15 protein-coding genes are annotated in these 16,644 nt (G+C 67.9%); 3 read left to right on the plus strand and 12 right to left on the minus strand.

The genetic code is table 11. The features are described 5' to 3' along the window. Nucleotides 1–40: 40 nt before the first annotated feature. The 6 genes from hutI to PQI23_RS04810 all read right to left on the minus strand — a co-directional run bounded on the left by hutI (nucleotide 41) and on the right by PQI23_RS04810 (nucleotide 8,581). Nucleotides 41–1,312, minus strand: coding sequence for an imidazolonepropionase (hutI, locus tag PQI23_RS04785; protein WP_339972062.1), 1,272 nt, complete (start codon nucleotides 1,310–1,312; stop codon nucleotides 41–43). A gap of 4 nt (nucleotides 1,313–1,316) precedes the next feature. Further along, complete coding sequence (gene hutU, locus PQI23_RS04790; protein WP_339972064.1) at nucleotides 1,317–3,014, minus strand: urocanate hydratase; 1,698 nt, start codon at nucleotides 3,012–3,014, stop codon at nucleotides 1,317–1,319. 143 nt (nucleotides 3,015–3,157) lie between these two features. Beyond that, nucleotides 3,158–4,873, minus strand: coding sequence for an ABC transporter ATP-binding protein (locus tag PQI23_RS04795; RefSeq protein WP_339972066.1), 1,716 nt, complete (start codon nucleotides 4,871–4,873; stop codon nucleotides 3,158–3,160). An 11-nt stretch (nucleotides 4,874–4,884) separates the two neighbouring features. Next, a complete protein-coding gene (locus tag PQI23_RS04800; RefSeq protein WP_339972068.1) occupies nucleotides 4,885–5,868 on the minus strand; it encodes an ABC transporter permease in 984 nt (327 codons plus the stop codon). Beyond that, nucleotides 5,861–6,787, minus strand: coding sequence for an ABC transporter permease (locus PQI23_RS04805; RefSeq protein ID WP_339972070.1), 927 nt, complete (start codon nucleotides 6,785–6,787; stop codon nucleotides 5,861–5,863). The genes PQI23_RS04800 and PQI23_RS04805 overlap by 8 nt, the downstream gene beginning before the upstream one ends. A 180-nt stretch (nucleotides 6,788–6,967) precedes the next feature. Next, complete coding sequence (locus PQI23_RS04810; protein ID WP_339972072.1) at nucleotides 6,968–8,581, minus strand: peptide ABC transporter substrate-binding protein; 1,614 nt, start codon at nucleotides 8,579–8,581, stop codon at nucleotides 6,968–6,970. 239 nt (nucleotides 8,582–8,820) lie between these two features. Between PQI23_RS04810 and PQI23_RS04815 the strand changes: the two genes are divergently transcribed. Next, nucleotides 8,821–9,612 (plus strand): CPBP family intramembrane glutamic endopeptidase, encoded by a 792-nt coding sequence (locus PQI23_RS04815; protein ID WP_339972074.1) that lies wholly within the window; start codon nucleotides 8,821–8,823, stop codon nucleotides 9,610–9,612. 25 nt (nucleotides 9,613–9,637) lie between these two features. Here PQI23_RS04815 and PQI23_RS04820 read toward each other — a convergent pair whose 3' ends face one another. Genes PQI23_RS04820 through PQI23_RS04835 form a run of 4 tightly spaced genes read right to left on the minus strand, consistent with a single transcriptional unit; the run spans nucleotide 9,638 to nucleotide 12,607 of the window. Continuing rightward, on the minus strand, nucleotides 9,638–10,348 hold the full coding sequence (locus tag PQI23_RS04820) for a hypothetical protein (protein ID WP_339972076.1): 711 nt from the start codon (nucleotides 10,346–10,348) through the stop codon (nucleotides 9,638–9,640). Nucleotides 10,349–10,357: 9 nt separating this feature from the next. Continuing rightward, complete coding sequence (locus PQI23_RS04825; protein ID WP_339972078.1) at nucleotides 10,358–11,305, minus strand: homocysteine S-methyltransferase family protein; 948 nt, start codon at nucleotides 11,303–11,305, stop codon at nucleotides 10,358–10,360. After that, a complete protein-coding gene (locus tag PQI23_RS04830; RefSeq protein WP_339972080.1) occupies nucleotides 11,302–12,096 on the minus strand; it encodes a phosphotransferase in 795 nt (264 codons plus the stop codon). The genes PQI23_RS04825 and PQI23_RS04830 overlap by 4 nt, the downstream gene beginning before the upstream one ends. 40 nt (nucleotides 12,097–12,136) lie before the next feature. Further along, entirely contained in the window at nucleotides 12,137–12,607 is a 471-nt protein-coding gene (locus PQI23_RS04835) for a MarR family winged helix-turn-helix transcriptional regulator (protein WP_339972082.1), read from the minus strand. 51 nt (nucleotides 12,608–12,658) lie between these two features. On the opposite strand from PQI23_RS04835, the gene PQI23_RS04840 reads away from it, so the two are divergent. Further along, nucleotides 12,659–13,897, plus strand: coding sequence for a multidrug effflux MFS transporter (locus tag PQI23_RS04840; RefSeq protein WP_339972084.1), 1,239 nt, complete (start codon nucleotides 12,659–12,661; stop codon nucleotides 13,895–13,897). A 66-nt stretch (nucleotides 13,898–13,963) separates the two neighbouring features. Here PQI23_RS04840 and PQI23_RS04845 read toward each other — a convergent pair whose 3' ends face one another. Both PQI23_RS04845 and PQI23_RS04850 read right to left on the minus strand, forming a co-directional pair. Further along, nucleotides 13,964–14,704 (minus strand): GTP pyrophosphokinase, encoded by a 741-nt coding sequence (locus PQI23_RS04845; protein WP_445238404.1) that lies wholly within the window; start codon nucleotides 14,702–14,704, stop codon nucleotides 13,964–13,966. A gap of 68 nt (nucleotides 14,705–14,772) precedes the next feature. After that, nucleotides 14,773–15,006 (minus strand): DUF4287 domain-containing protein, encoded by a 234-nt coding sequence (locus tag PQI23_RS04850; RefSeq protein WP_445238401.1) that lies wholly within the window; start codon nucleotides 15,004–15,006, stop codon nucleotides 14,773–14,775. Between the two features lie 140 nt (nucleotides 15,007–15,146). On the opposite strand from PQI23_RS04850, the gene PQI23_RS04855 reads away from it, so the two are divergent. Further along, the gene (locus PQI23_RS04855; protein ID WP_445238405.1) at nucleotides 15,147–16,628 is read left to right on the plus strand and encodes a peptide MFS transporter; all 1,482 of its coding nucleotides are present in this window, start codon (nucleotides 15,147–15,149) and stop codon (nucleotides 16,626–16,628) included. Nucleotides 16,629–16,644: the final 16 nt, after the last annotated feature.

Here is a 16,644-nt window from a genome sequence, read left to right on the forward strand (position 1 = left end):
ATCGCCCCGCGGTGACGCCGAAAGACGCCGACGCACTATTCTAGCGGGTCTCTCCGTGAACGCTCGGCGAACCCTCGTGCACGATGCGTCGACCTGCGCGCCAGACGCCGTCCACAAGGGGCATGCCCGGCCGGTAGGCGAGGTGCGTCACCGACGGCGCCGCGAGCAGCTGCAGATCGGCGCGGGCGCCGGGTGCCAGACGACCGACGGCACGCTGCGGCACACCACGGGGGTCGCGCCAGCCGTCGCGATCCGCTCCGAGCGCGATCGCGCCGCCGAGCGTCGCCGCGCGCACCGCCTCCTGCACCGTGAGCCCCATCTGCAGCACCGCGGTGGCGACGCAGAACGCCATGGAGCTGGTGTACGACGTGCCCGGGTTCGCGTTCGACGCGATCGCGAGCACCGCCCCCGCGTCGAGCAGCGCCCGAGCTGGCGCGAGCGGCATGCGCGTGGAGAGATCGCACGCCGGCAGCACGGTCGCGACCGTTCCACGCGCGCCGGCGCGTCCGTCCCAGTCCCTCCACGACCCGGCGAGCGCCGAGACGTCATCGTCGCTCAGAAATCCGAGGTGGTCGACGCTCAGCGATCCGGCAGCCACCGCGAGCCGCACCCCGGGCCCGTGCCCCAGTTGATTGCCGTGCACGCGCGTCGCCAGACCGGCGTTCGCGGCCGCGGCGAGCACCCGCTCGGTCGCGGCCTCATCGAACGCGCCGGTCTCGCAGAACACGTCGACCGCGCTGACGTGCGGTGCGACCGCGTCGAGCATGGTGCCGGTCACGAGGTCGAGATACGCACCGGCGTCGGCTCCCGAGGGAACGACGTGCGCACCGAGGAACGTGACCGCGTCGACGTGCCGACCGGCGAGCACGGCGGCGCGCCGCTCATCGTGCACCGTGAGCCCGTAGCCCGTCTTCGTCTCGATCGTCGTGGTGCCGCCCCGACGCGCCTCGTCGACCAAGCGCTCGAGGTTCGCCTCGAGCACGGCGTCGGAGGCCTCGCGCGTCGCGTTCACCGTCACGTTGATGCCCCCGGCCGCGTAGGCCTCGCCCGCCATGCGCGCTTCGAACTCGGCGGTGCGGTCACCGGCGAAGACGAGGTGCGTGTGCGAGTCCACCCACCCCGGCAGCACCGCTCGCCCCGCCGCATCGAGACGCTCGTCGGCGGGCGGTGCGCCGGCGGCGGGCCCCACCCAGGCCACGCGATCCTGCTCGATCACCACGGCGGCGTCGTGCAGCCGCCCGCCGTTCGCATCATCGTTGGTCGTGAGCTCGCCGATGTTGTCGATGAGCAGACTCGCGCGCTCGCGGGTCATCCCGTCACCACGCCTGGTCGGTGTTGCGGATGACCGGAGTCACCGGGACGCGCACTCCGCGCTCCCCCGCGACGTCGACCGCGCGCTGGTAGCCGGCGTCGACGTGACGGATCACGCCCATGCCGGGGTCGTTCGTCAGCAGCCGCTGCAGCTTCTCGGCGGCGAGCGGCGTGCCGTCTGCGACCGAGACCTGGCCCGAGTGCTGCGAGCGGCCGATGCCGACGCCGCCGCCGTGGTGCAGCGACACCCACGTCGCGCCGGAGGACGCGGCCGTCAGCGCGTTGAGCAGCGGCCAATCGGAGATGGCGTCGGAGCCGTCGGCCATCGACTCCGTCTCGCGATAGGGCGAGGCGACGGAGCCGGAGTCGAGGTGGTCGCGCCCGATCACGATCGGGGCCGAGAGCTTGCCCTCGGCGACGAGCTCGTTGAACCGCACTGCAGCCTTCGCCCGGTCGCCGTAGCCGAGCCAGCAGATGCGAGCGGGGAGGCCCTCGAACTCGACGCGATCCTGCGCCGCGCGAATCCAGCGGTGCAGGTGCTCGTTCTCGGGGAAGAGCTCGAGGATCGCCTCGTCGGTCACGCGGATGTCTTCGGGGTCGCCGGAGAGCGCCGCCCAGCGGAACGGCCCGAGCCCCTCGCAGAACAGCGGACGGATGTACGCGGGCACGAAGCCCGGGAATTCGAACGCGCGATCGTAGCCGCCCGCGCGAGCCTCGTCGCGGATCGAGTTGCCGTAGTCGAAGACCTCGGCCCCGGCGTCCTGGAACTCGACCATCGCTCGCACGTGCGCCGCCATCGCGGCCTGCGCGTCGCGCGTGAACCGCTCGGGGTCGGCCTCGGCGCGCGCCAGCCGCTCGTCCACGTCGTATCCGATCGGCAGGTAGCTCAGCGGATCGTGCGCGCTCGTCTGATCGGTGACCACGTCAATGGTGATCTCACCGGCGCGGTGGCGGCGCAGGATCTCGGGGAAGACCTCGGCTGCGTTGCCGACGAGCCCGACGGACCAGCCGCGCTTCTCCGCCTTCGCCTGCTGCACCTTATCGAGCGCTTCGTCGATGCTGGTGACGACCTCGTCGAGGTACCGCTTGCCGACCCGGCGCTCGAGGCGGCTGCGGTCCACGTCGACGATCAGACACGCACCGTCGTTCAGCGTCACCGCGAGGGGCTGCGCGCCGCCCATGCCGCCGCAGCCGCCGGTCAGCGTGATCGTGCCCGCGAGGGTGCCACCGAACCGCTTGCGCGCGACCGCGGCGAACGTCTCGAACGTGCCCTGGAGGATGCCCTGCGTGCCGATGTAGATCCACGATCCCGCGGTCATCTGCCCGTACATCGTCAGCCCCTCCGCTTCGAGGCGCCGGAACTCGGGCCAGTTCGCCCAGTCGCCCACGAGGTTCGAGTTCGCGATGAGCACGCGCGGCGCCCAGACGTTCGTGCGGAAGACGCCGACGGGTTTGCCCGACTGCACGAGCAGAGTCTCGTCGTCCTCCAGGTCGCGTAGGGTGTCGACGATCGCGTCGAACGCCTCCCAGCTGCGCGCCGCCCGGCCCGTGCCGCCGTACACCACGAGATCGTCGGGGCGCTCGGCGACCTCGGGATCGAGGTTGTTCATGAGCATGCGCAGCGGGGCCTCCGTCTGCCAGCTCTTCGCAGAGAGTTCGCTGCCGCGCGGTGAGCGGACGGGGCGTGCGCCGGGAAGTGCCATCATGGGACCTTTCGCTGAAGTGCCGGATCGCGGGGCGTCGCCCCACTCCCCCTATCCCAGCCGGTCGGCGGCCCACCGACAACGCAGCGACGCCCGCGCCTGTCCGGAGTGCCAGACAGGCGCGGGCGTCGCATTCGGGCGGGTCAGCGCTCTTGGCCGAGCTCGATGTGCGCGCCCGGAATCGCGGCCAGCAGGTTCTTCGTGTACTCCTCGCGGGGATTCTCGAAGACCTCATCCGTGGTCGCCTGCTCCACGATGCGCCCCTGCTGCATCACGCACACGCGATCCGCGATGAGCCGCACGACGGCGAGGTCGTGCGTGATGAACAGGTACGTGAGGCCCAGCTCGCGCTGCAGCTCCGCGAGCAGATCGAGGATCTGCGCCTGCACGAGCACGTCGAGCGCCGACACGGCCTCGTCGAGCACGAGGATGTCCGGCTTGAGCGCGAGGCCGCGCGCCACGGCGACCCGCTGCCGCTGACCGCCGGAGAGCTCGTTCGGGTAGCGGGTCGCGAGCTCGCGCGGCAGCGACACCTGATCGAGCAGCTCGTATACGCGGGCCTTGCGGCTGGCCGCGTCGCCCACCTTGTGGATCTTCAGCGGCTCCATGATGGTGCTCGCGATGTTGTTGAGCGGATCCAGGGAGCCGTACGGATCCTGGAACACCGGCTGCAGCGTGCGCCTCAGATCGAAGAGCCTCCGCCCCGACAGGTCAGCGGTCTCCTGGCCGTTGATCCGGATCGAGCCCGACGACGGCTTCTCGAGCTGCAGCACCATCTTCGCGATCGTCGACTTGCCGGAACCCGACTCGCCCACCAGCGCCATCGTCTCGCCCCGGTTCACGGAGAACGTCGCTCCCGCGACCGCGTGGAAATCCTCCGTCCCGAAGTTGCCCTTGCGGATCTTGTAGATCTTGCCGAGGTCCGAGACCTCGATCATCGGCTCCCCGTGCTTCACCACCGGCTTCGCATCCTCTGCGAGCGCAGAGAGGTCGAAGGACTCCGTGGGCGCCGCGGGGAGTTCCGCGTCGGATCCGATGCGGCGCGACGCCAGGCTCGGCGCGGCCGAGACGAGACGCTTCGTGTACGGGTGCTGCGGCCGTTCGAGGATCTCGCGGCTGGGCCCCGACTCCACGATGTTGCCCTTGTACATCACGATGAGCTTCTCGGCGCGCTCGGCTGCGAGACCGAGATCGTGCGTGATGAACACCACGGCGGTGCCGAGCTTCTGGGTCAGCCCTTGCAGATGGTCGAGCACCACGCGCTGCACGGTGACGTCGAGGGCGGAGGTCGGCTCGTCGGCGATGAGCAGCTGCGGGTTCGCCGCCAGCCCGATGCCGATGAGCGCGCGCTGCTTCATCCCGCCCGAGAACTGGTGCGGGAACTGCTTCATCCGCTGTGCGGCGTTCTGGAGGCCGGCCTGCTCGAGCACTTGGACGGCGCGCTCGCGCACCTCCTTCTTGCCCTTCGCGAGGCCGTTGGCGCGCACCGCCTCCTCGACCTGGAAGCCGACCGACCACACCGGGTTCAGGTTCGACATCGGATCCTGCGGAACGAGACCGATCTCACGACCGCGGATGCGCTCCATCTCGCGGCGACCGAGCCCGACGAGCTCTCGCCCGCCCCACTTCACCGAGCCCTCGGTCACGCGTCCGGTGCCGGGCAGCAGGTTGATCACCGCGTGCATCGTGGTCGACTTGCCGGAGCCGGACTCGCCGACGATGGCGACGGTCTCTCCCGGATACACATCGAAGTCGATGCCGTGCAGCACTTCGTTCATCTTCCGGTCGACGGTGAAGCCGACCTTCAGGTCGCGCACGCTCAGCAGCGGCTGCATGAATTCCTGCGGTGTCTCAGTCATGTTCGCTTCGCTCATCGACGTGCTCTCGCCTTCGGATCAAGGGCATCTCGCACCGACTCGCCGAGCAGGATGAATCCGAGCACGGTGATGGTCAGCGCGAGGGACGGGTAGATCAACGGCATGGGGTCCGTGCGTAGCGACAGCTGTGCGGCGCTGATGTCGTTGCCCCAGCTGATGAACTCGCCGGCGGGGAGCCCGACGCCGAGGAACGACAGCGTCGCTTCGGCCACGATCGCGGAGGCCAGCGAGAGCGTCGTCACCACGATCGCCGGCGCGATCGCGTTCGGCAGCACGTGCCGCAGCAGGGTGTTGAAGCGTGAGAGCCCCAGGGATTCCGACGCCATGACGAAGTCGGCGTTCTTCACCCGGAGGATCTCGCTTCGCACGATGCGCGCGGTGATCGGCCACGAGAAGCCGCCGATCGCGAGTGCGATGACGAGCGGATTGCGGTGGTCGGAGAGCACGCTCATGACGACGACGGCCGCGAGGATGTAGGGGATCGAGAAGAAGATGTCGCCCACGCGCGAGAGCACCGTGTCGACGAAGCCCCCGAAGAAGCCTGCGAGGGCGCCCATGATCGTGCCGACAACGAACGTGATCGCGATGACCAGCAGGCCGACCGACACCGAGGTGGACGTACCGTGGATGATCCGCGAGTACACGTCGCAGCCCTGCTTGTTGTACCCGAGCGGGTGCCCGGTCGAGGGCCCCGCGTTCGAGAACGAGAGTGCGCAGGCGCGCGGATCCGCCTGGCTGAAGAGCCCCGGGAAGAGGGAGATCAGCACCACCGCGAAGATGATCACAGCGGAGATCCAGAACATCGGGCGACGACGCATGTCGCGCCAGGCGTCGAGCCAGAGCGTCGACTTCTTCTCGGCGATGCGCACCGCGTCGACGGCGACGACGGGAGTCTCGTCGATCGGTGCCACGAAGTGCGTGATGGGCGGCCGCGCGCGGCGGTTCGACGCGGAGGAGGACTGTGGTGACTCAGGCATAGCGGATCCTCGGATCGAGTACGGCGTAGAGCAGGTCGACGGCGAGATTGACGCCGAGGTAGATCAGCACCATGACGGTCACGAACGAGACCACCGTCGTGTTCTCGCCCTTGAGGATGGCGTTGAAGAGCACGTTGCCGACGCCGGGCACGTTGAAGATGCCCTCCGTGACGGTCGCACCGACCATGAGCGTGCCGAAATCCGTCGCGGTGTTGGTGATGGTCGGAATCAGGGAGTTGCGCAGCACGTGCACCGGGATGACGCGGCCCCGGCTGAGACCCTTGGCGTACGCGGTGCGCACGAAATCCTGGTTGAGCGTGTCGATGACCGAAGCGCGGGTGAGGCGCATGCTGGTCGCGTAGAGCGAGACTCCCAGCACGATCGCGGGCAGCAGAAGATCCTGCAGCGGTGCGCCCGCACCGACGGTCGGATTGAACCAGCCCAGTTTGAGCCCGAGCCCGTACTGCCCGATGAAGGCGACGACGAAGATCGGGATGCTCAGGAACAGCAGGCCGATGATGAGGTTGATGTTGTCGAAGAACCGGCCCTTGCGCAGGCCCGAGAAGAGCCCGATGACGACTGCGAGCACGAGGGAGATCGCGATCGCCATGAGGGCGAGCTTGATCGTCACGGGGAACGTGCGCGCGAGGATCTCGGAGACGGGTTCACCCGAGAAGCTGATGCCGAAGTCGCCGACGAAGAGGCCCTGCAGGTAGAGCAGGTACTGGATGAAGAACGGCTTGTCGAGGTTGTACTGCTCGCGCAGTCGCTCGAGCACCGCATCGCTCGGCACCTTGTCGCCGAACATCGCGGCGACGGGGTCTCCCGGCATGGCGAACACCATGAAGTAGATGAGGAATGTGGTGCCCAGAAGGACTGGAATCACCTGAAGGATTCGGAAGAGGATGTATCTCAGCATGCGCCGCTCCCCCGTTCGCTGGTCGTAGACATGGTGCGTTTTCTCTCGCAATCGTGGCGCGGAACCGTATTCGGGACGCCGGTGTCCCTGACGCGCCGGAAATGAACTCGCCCGCACGGCAACGGCGCACGGACGAGGGTCGGGCCCCGAACATCGCGTTCGGGGCCCGAGTGAACTCGATCAGTTCTTGGTGATCTCGTTGAACAGGGGAACCGAGTTCCAGCCGAAGGCGACGTTGTCGACGCCCTCGCTGTGCCCACCGGTCGTGCCCTGGTACCACAGCGGAATCGAGGGCATGTCCTCGAGGAGGATCTCCTGCGCCTCGTTCAGCTTCTCGACGCGCGCATCGTGATCGCTCTCAGCAGCGGCCTCGTCCAGCAGCGCGTCGAACTCCGGGTTCGCGTAGAAGCCGTGGTTCGAGCTCGCGCCCGTGTAGTACAGCGGCTGCAGGTAGTTGTACGCACCCGGGTAGTCGCCCTGCCAGCCGGCGCGGAACGGACCGCCCACGACGTCGGCTTCGCGATCATCGAGGAACGCCTGGAAGGTCGGGTACAGCTTCGGAGCCGCCTCGATCTCCAGGTTGTTCGCCCACTGGTTGGCGACGGCCTCGACCCACACCTGGTGCGGGCCGTCGGAGTTGGTGGCCACCTCGAGCGTTCCCTCGAACGGGCTCATGGCGTCCGCCTCGGCCCACAGCTTCTGCGCCTCTTCGGGGTTGAACTCGAGCTTCTCCGCGCCTTCGAGATCCTCGGCGTAGCCGTCGACCACCGGTGAGGTGAAGTCCTTGGCCGGCACGTTCGTGCCCTCGAAGATCACGTCGATGATCTCCTCGCGATCCAGCGCCATCGAGAGCGCCGCGCGGCGGAGCTTGCCCTCCTCGCCGGAGAAGTGCTCGAGGTTCTCGGAGATCGCGAGCGTCGTGGTGAGCGCGCCCGCCTGGTTGATCGCACGGTCGCCGAGCTCGTCCTGGAACACCGCGAACGAGGTGTCGGGGATCTGATCGAGCACGTCGAGGTTGTTGCCGAGCAGATCGGTGTACGCCGCGTCGAGCGACGCGTAGATCTTGAAGTCCACGCCGTCGTTGGCCACCTCGCGGGGGCCGACGTAGGTGTCGTTCTTCACGAGGCTGATGGACTCGTTGTGCTTCCAGGCGTCTTCGCCGTCCATCTTGTAGAGGCCGTTGCCGATGGGGTTCTGGCCGAACGCCTCCATGTCCTCGAACGCGACGTCGGGCAGCGGGTAGTACGCCGAGTATCCGAGACGATCCGGGAAGTCGGGGGTCGCCTTCACCGTAAAGGTGTAGTCGTCGACGATCTTCAGACCCGACATCGCCTCGACCGGCTCGGTCTCGCTGAAGCCCTCGATGGTGCTGAAGAAGTACTGGTTGCCCATCGCGTTGTCGACGTTCGCCGCGTAGTTCCACGCGTCGACGAAGTTCTTCGCCATGACCGGCGTGCCATCGGAGAACACCGCGTCTTCGCGGAGCTTGATGGTCCAAGTCGTGTTGTCGTCGGATTCGATCGACTCGGCGACGCCCATCTGGGTCACGCCGTCGATGTCGTAGTAGACGAGGCCCTCCCAGAGCGCGTCGACGACCTTGCCGCCGCCGACCTCTGTCGTATCCGCGGGAACGAGCCCCTTCTGCGGCTCGGTGTTGTTCACGGTGATGATGCCGCCGCCCGAGCCGGCATCTCCGCCGCCCGTCTCTCCACCGCTCGACGAGCAGCCGGAGAGTGCGAGTGCACCCGCGGCCGCCAGGGCGATGAACGTGTAGCCGATCCGTGATCGCTTCACAGGTTTCCTCCTTGAAATGTCCCCCGGCATGCTGAAAGAACTCTCGCTCGATACGCACCCGAAAGATTCGATAGTACGGAACCAGACTACAGACCTGTCAGACCGGATGCGCACAATTCGGGTCGGCGTAACTCCTTCGTAACCGAGGCTTGTAGCTCTCCGCGAAAGTTGCGAGGCGTGGCGGCTCCGCGCTGTGGCGACCCGACACATTCCTGAGAGTCCGGCGATACGCTGACGCTATGACGACAGCTCGCCACCGCACTCGCCTCCGCTGGGAGATCGCCATCGTGCTCGCGCTCTCCTTCGGCGCCTCAGCCGTGTACGCGATCGTCTCGATCGTCGAGCGACTCACGCGCGAGACGGCGCTGTCGCAGCAGACCGCGACGATCAACCGCCCGCTGTCGGATCGCCCGATCTTCGATCTCGTCTCCCAGCTGCTCTCGTTCGCCTTCGGGCTCGCGCCCGTCGCGCTGGTCGTCTACCTGCTCTGGTCGAACTCGCGCCCGCACCTCTCGAGACTCGGACTCGGCAGACCGATGCACGGCGGGCCGCGGTGGTGGGGGCGCGAGACCGGCGGCGGCGTGCTGCTCGCCGCCGCGATCGGCATCCCGGGCCTCGCGTTCTACCTGTTCGCCAAAGCGATCGGCATCAATACGACCGTGGTGCCCACGGCGCTCGACGCCGCTTGGTGGACCGTACCGCTGCTCGTGCTGCAGGCTCTGCGCGCCGCACTGGGCGAGGAGCTGATCGTCGTCGCGTATCTGTTCGAGCGGTTCAGACGACTCGGCGTCGGTCCATGGGCGACGATCGTCGCTAGTGCGCTGCTGCGCGGCAGCTACCACCTCTACCAGGGCTTCGGAGGATTCATCGGCAACGTGATCATGGGCGTCGTCTTCGGCTGGGCGTATCAGCGGTGGGGTCGTGCACTCCCCCTGATCATCGCCCACTGGATCCTCGACATCGTGAGTTTCGCGGGCTACCCCCTCGCGCTGGCGCTCTGGCCGGCGCTCTTCGGAGCGCCGGCCGGGTGAGCGATGTCTGGAGCCGAAGATCCCGTCAGCCGACCGGCGTCACGCTCTTCGCGAAGGCGTCCGTCAGGCCCCAGAGCTCGTCGTACAGTTCCGGCGCCGCCTCGCAGGTCTCCGCGGGCTTAAGCACGGAGTACGTGCCGTCGCTGCCCTTCGTCACTCCCCACTGCGTGCGCATCGCCGCGCACTCCTCGGGCAGCGAATCGATGAGCGGGCTGCTCAGCTGCAGGTTCACATTGTCGGGAATGACGTAGCTCGTCATCCCGAACTTCTGGCTGAGCTCCGACGTCACGCCCCATGCGGGGATGTCGAGCGTACTGGTCGGCCCCACCTCCACCGCCGGAACCTCGTTCGGATCCGCCGCATCGGCGTCGTCGGACCCGTCCGGGTCGTCGTCCGCCTCGTTCGACGGCGATGGCGATGGCGTCTCATTCGGAGCCGATGTCGTCGTCGGCTCCTGGTCGGCAGCGTTGTCACTGCTCGTGCCCCCGCGAACCGTGTTCACGAGCACGATGCACACGATGATCGCGATGACCGCCACTGCGCCGACGACGATCCACGGCAGGGCCTTGGGAGCGCCTCGCGTCCCCTGACGCCGAGGCTCGGTCTCGAGCTGCGCCGTGCGAACGCGCTCGGCCTGCTCGTACGACAGCCGCTCGCGGGCCGGAACGGGTCGCGGCTCGGCCGGCGGGTCGGCGTCTGCGGGCCCGAAGAGTTCCTCGAATGGGTCTTTACTCACGTCGACAGCCTATCCGCGCTTGATGGGAGCCTCATTCGCATCGTCCGCGATGCCGTCGCTCCGCCCCAGTGCAGCCAGTGAGGCGATATGCGGAGCATCGGTGCCGCAGCACCCGCCGAACACCGCCGCCAGCGGAGCGAGTTCTCGCAGCGCGAGCTCCGCCTCGGCGAACGCACGAGGCTCATCCCCGGCTCCCGAGTCCCCGGTCGCGGCGGCGTTCAGACGGAAACCGACGATGCGCTCGAGTTCACCAGCGCCCGCATTCCGCGCCAGGCCGGTCGCCACCTCGCTGGGGTGGGCGCAATTGATCAGGTAGCCTTCCGGAGCACTGCCGGTCTCGCGGTCGACCTCCGCGATCGCCTCGGCGATCGAGCTGCCGTCGGCGAGCATGCCGTCGGCGTTCACGACGAACGACACGAACGCGGGAACGCGCGCCGCGACGGCGGCCCGCACGACCCCGATGGCCTCCGCCGCATCGAGCGTGGTCACCGAGGTGACGCGGTCGACCCCCGCTTCGGCGAGCGCGCGCACCTGGGCGGAGTGATACTCCTCCGCCTCATGCGCGCTCATCCGCTCGTCTCCGACGAAGTCGTCGAACCGGGGCCCTACGCAGCCGTTCACGATGATCTCCGGGGCTGCATCCGGCGCTCCCGTCGGCTCGACCTCGTCGAGCTCCCGCACGAAGGCGACGGCGTCCGCATTCACGCGCGCGAGATCGTCGACGCCGTACCCGAGGCGGTCGCCCCAATCGATGTTCGCGCGCCAGGTCGGCGTATCGAGCACCAGGGGCAGGTCGTGCTCACGAGCGACCGCGAGGAACGGCGCGTAGTAGGCGCGCAGCGCGATCCGGCCCTCCGCGGAATCGAGCAGCACGAAGGCGGCGAACTCCGGCAGGTGCTGCTCGAGCCGATCGGTCAGCGCCGTCTCGATGCCGCCGTCGGTCACAATGATCGTCATAGTGCCTCCTCCTCGTTCTGCAGTGCGCCTTCCGCCTCCAGCACCGCCGTGATCTCAGTGCGGCGCCGCAGGAACTCCTCGACACGTCGATGATGCCGATCCATGATGCCCGCGTCTCGCAGTGCGAGGGTGCCCGGATCGCCGCGCTCGATCCCATCCCGCCATCGCGCGGAGATGAGCGACATGCGCGCTTCGACCGCGATCAGCAGCTGCTGCGCGGTCACGCCGCCGTAGGTCTCCGCCGCCAGGACGAGCCGCCTCGCGGCATCGCTCGGCGCGGTCTCGCGCAGCAGCGGGATCGACGACCAGCACATGAAGGCCAGATCGTCGACCGGATCGCCCGGGCCGGCGCGATCCCAGTCGATCATTCCGGCGAACGTGCCGTCCACCACCATCCAGTTGTAGAGCCCGGGATCGTTGTGGCACACGACCTGGCCCGCTTCGAGTCGCTGCACTCCCTGCCGCCACTCGAGCACGCCGGGGGTGAAGTGGCGCACGGCATCGTGGAATCTGCGCAACCACGACACCGCCGCAGCCAGGGCGGCGTCATCGACGCTGTCAACCTCGGGGTCGAGCGTGCGCCCGGGGAGATAGTCGAGGATCTCCTGACCCTCGCCGTCGAAGCCGTGCACCCGAGGAATACCGTCGAGGCCCCGCGCGTCGAGGAACGCCAGCAGTGCGTGGACCGCCGGGGTCCAGGGCCCTGTCGGACGATGCACGCGCGTGACCCCGTCCGCCTCCCGCACGCGCCACACGCCGCCGGACCCGCCGGGAAGATGCTCGCGCTCCATGTCACTCACCGTACCCGAACCGGACGGCGAGGCGGCAGGATCACGTCCGCGCGCTGCGCTGTTCGACGAGGGCCTGGGCCATGCGCTGCAGCATGATCGCGACGCCCGCCGTGTCGAGCCCCTCCGGAGCGACCGCTTCGAGCACCTCCGACCAGCGCGCACGCACGCGCGAGAGGTTCTCCGCTGCGAGCGGAGTGGACCGCACGAGCACCCCGCGACCGTCCGGCCTGGAGCGGCGTCGCTCGACGAGCGCCTTCGATTCGAGTCCGCGCAGCGCCGTGCTGAGGTTGGATCGCTGCAGACCGAGCCGCTCGGCGAGCTCCCCCGGTGCGGATTCGCCGTGCCGGTCGAGGGTGCTCAGAACGAGCCGCTCGGTCTGCGTCAGCGAGATGAAGTCGGCGTGCTCGTGCCGGAACTCGATTTCGCGAGAGAGAGACACGACGGCGCCGGCGAGGTCCGCGAGCGCCTCCGACTCGGGTGATAAGGCGTCGGGGGCAGAAGGGTCGTGCATGTACTCATCGTAGGCCAGATGCCGTAAATATTTATAGTAAGATAACTACTCATGTCATCGTCTTCACCCGCCCTTCCGACGCACTCGTCGGACCCGACTGCTCAGAGCCGGGCGCTCGGCCCCGCGCTCCTCGTGGTTCTCGGTCTCCTCGCAGCAGTCGCCCCCTTCGGCATCGACCTGTACCTCCCCGCATTTCCCGCCATCGCAGGTGATCTCGGCACGAACGCCACCGGCGTGCAGCTCACGCTCACCGGCTTCCTCGTCGGCATCATGGTCGGGCAGCTGGTCTTCGGGCCGCTCTCGGATCGCTACGGCCGTCGCCTTCCACTGCTCATCGGCTCCGTCGTGCTGATCATCGCGAGTATCGCGGCCGTCGTCGCACCGAACCTCGGCGTGCTCGTCGCGGCTCGTGTTCTGCAGGGGGTCTCCGGAGCCGCAGGCATGGTGCTCGGGCGCGCCATCATCTCCGATCTCGCTACGGGCGCAGTCGCAGCGCGAGCGATGAGCCTCATGATGATCGTCAGCGGAGTCGCGCCCGTCGTCGCGCCGCTGATCGGCGGCGTACTCGCCGAGCCGCTCGGCTGGCGCGGGGTACTCGCAGTGCTGCTCGTCATCGCGCTCGTGATGCTCGGAGCCGTCATCTGGGGCGTGCGCGAGACGCTGCCGGCCGAACGCCGCGCGCGGATCGCGGAAGAGCGCCGCAGCCGCGGTTCTCTCCTGCACCAGCTCGTCTCACGGCAGTACCTCGGCCACACGGTCGCGTTCGCGGCGGCATTCACGGTGATGATGTCGTACATCTCGGCGTCGCCGTTCCTGTACCAGTCCATGCTCGGGGCGAACGAGCTCCAGTACGGGCTGCTGTTCGGATTGAACGCGCTCGCCCTCGTCGCGACCAGCGCGGTGTCGGCTCGCCTGGTCACGCGCGTCGGGCCGCGCAGGCTCGCGCTCATCGGGCTCTGCGGCGTCGCGATCGGCTCGCTCGTCATGCTCGGCGCAGCCCTGCTCGCCGCCTCCCCCTGGGTGCTCGCAGCTGCCGTCTTCGTCGTCGTGGCATCGCTCGGATTCGTCATGGGCAACGTCACCGCACTCGCACTCTCGGCCGTCCCCGGTGCGGCCGGAACCGCCTCGGCGCTGCTCGGCGCGCTGCAGTTCGGGCTCGCTGCGGCCGCATCGCCCTTCGTCAGCATCGGCGGCGAGCGCACCGCGCTGCCGCTCGCGATCATTATGGTCGGTGCTGCGGCGATCGCCCTCGTCGCGTTCTCCGCCGGCCGAGCGCGCGTCCGTTCCTGACGCGGAGCGCCGGGCTCCCGTGGAGCACGGGGCGCCGACCCGAGTGGTCCATGCGCCCCGTTCGCCCTACACGCGGTGGATGCGGTCGCGCACTGCGCGCAGGTCGAGCGGGGCCGTATGCAGGGGCGGCTCGCCGTGCATCTGCACGTGGAGCCGCTCCATGCGCGTGTCGAGCTCGGCCGCGGTCTCCGCGGCGTGCTTCAGTTCGCGAATCAATGTATCGGGCACCTGGCGCTCGTACTTGTAATAGATCTTGTGCTCGAGGCTCGCCCAGAAGTCCATGGCGATCGTGCGGAACTGCACCTCGACCGGCACGTCCACACGACCCGTCGACAGGTACACGGGGACGGAGATGATCGTGTGCAGACTCTTGTACCCGTTCGCCTTCGGCGTCTCGATGTAGTCCTCGACCTCGAGCACCGTGATGTCGTCCTGCTGGGTGAGCAGGTCGAACAGCTGGTAGACGTCGCGGATGAACGCGCACGTCACCCGTACACCCGCGATGTCGTAGATCTGCGTGCGGATCACCTCGAAATCGGTGCCGATGCCGCGCCGCTCGAGCTTCGCCACCAGACTCTCGACCGACTTCACCCGGCTCGAGACATGCTCGATCGGGTTGTACTCGTGCATGTGGAGGAACTCCTCGCGCAGAATCGCGAGCTTCGTCTCGACCTCCTCCATCGCGAACCGGTACTCGAGCATGAACCGCTGCATCTGATCGCCGAGCGTGCGCAGCGCACTCGGCGAGATCGTGATCTCATCATCGGCGGGGTTTTCGCGCGCGTTCTCGTTCTGCGCGGAAGCCATCGGAGTACTCATGAATTCAGGCTATCTCTCGGGCGCCTGCGCCACCTGGGATCGCACGCACCGGCCGGTCAGGCGCCATCATGCTCGGCTCGGAACACGTGCACGAGCGCATTCGCGTGACCGTGCCCCATTCCCTGTTCTTTCAGGAAGGCGACCTGCTCCATATGCTTCTGCCCGGCGAGCGGGCGGAGACGCTCGATCCACGTGTCGATGCTGAGCCCGTACTTCTGCTCGATCGACGGGAAGTACGATTTCGGACCAGTGACCTTCTCCGTCATGGTCGCCTCCTCTGCGAGTGCCATCGCGCGAACCGTATCAGGTGCGGTGCCGCACGGCCACGGTAGCACGTCGAGCTCTCCCAGCGAACGGTCGGCAGTAGGCTGGTGCGCGAATCTGCACAACGACGACATCCGCCTGAGATCGACGGAAGAGCAGGGGCATGATGACGAAGCATGAGCACGCCGCGACGGCGATGACGACGGCGAAGCAGGAGCGCGGCTTCTTCGGGCACCCGTGGGGGCTCGCGAACCTTGCAGGGGTCGAGATGTGGGAGCGATTCAGCTTCTACGGCATGCAGGGCCTGCTCGCCTTCTACATCTACTACTCGCTCTCGCAGGGCGGCCTGGGCATGTCGGAGGCGGCCGCGACCTCTATCGTCGGAGCCTACGGCGGGCTCGTCTACCTCTCCTCGGTGCTCGGCGGGTGGGTCGCCGACCGCGTGCTCGGCGCCGAGAAGACACTGGTCGTCTCAGCGGTCGTCATCATGTTCGGGCACATCGCCCTCGCTGTCATTCCCGGGGTCGTCGGCCTCGGTGTCGGGCTCGTGTGCGTGGCCCTGGGAGCGGGATCACTCAAGACCACGACGTCGACGGTGCTCGGCGATCTGTACGATCCCAAGGACATGCGCCGCGACGCCGCGTTCTCGATCTATTACATGGGCGTCAACATCGGCGGCTTCATCGGCCCTCTGCTCACCAGTCTCGTCTGGGGTTGGCAGGGCTTCCACTGGGGCTTCGGTCTCGCCGCCGTCGGCATGGCGCTCGGCCTCCTGCAGTATCTGCTCCTGCGCCGGCACACGGTGACCGAGTCGGGCTCGCACCCCACGAACCCGTTGACGCGAGCGGAGGGCATGCGGTGGATCGTGATCCTCATCGCAGCCATCGCCATCATTGCGGCCGCTGCCCTGCTCGGATTGCTGCGCGCCGAGAACCTGGCGGTCATCGTCGTCGCACTCACCATCGTCTCGGCGATCGCGGTCTTCTCGGTGATCGCTTCGAGTGCTCGTGTCACGGCGGAGGAGCGCAGCAGGGTGTTCTCGTACATCCCGCTCTTCATCGCCTCCGCCGTGTTCTGGACGCTGTTCCAGCAGCAGTTCACCGTGATCGCGATCTACTCGGATCAGCGCCTCGATCGCAATCTCTTCGGATTCGAGCTCGCGCCGAGCGTCGTCACTTCGATCAACCCGGTGTTCATCATCATCTTCGCGGGCGTCTTCGCCGCCATGTGGACGCGACTCGGCGAGCGCCAGCCGAGCACCCCGATCAAGTTCGCACTCGGCACCGTGATCATGGGCCTCGCGTTCCTCGCGTTCATCCCCTTCTCCGGTGGAGCGGACGGCTCGGTCCCCTTCTACGCGATCGTGCTGATCCTCCTGCTCTTCACCTTCGCGGAGCTCTGCATCTCGCCCGTCGGCCAATCGCTCGCGACCAAACTCTCACCGCACGCGTTCCACTCCCAGATGGTGGCGCTCCACTTCATCTCGATCGCACTCGGCTCCGCCGGCGCCGGTGCGCTCTCGGGCTTCTACTCCACCGACGACGAGGTGCCGTACTTCCTCACGATCGGGCTCATCTCGATCGCGGTCGGCATCGTGCTCGTAATGGTGCGCGGGCCGATCCTGCGCCTGATGCGCGGAATTCGCTGAGCGAATCGACCGAGAC

Origin of the sequence: Leucobacter sp. USCH14, from assembly GCF_037619215.1 — a bacterium.
Classification (GTDB): Bacteria; Actinomycetota; Actinomycetes; order Actinomycetales; family Microbacteriaceae; genus Leucobacter.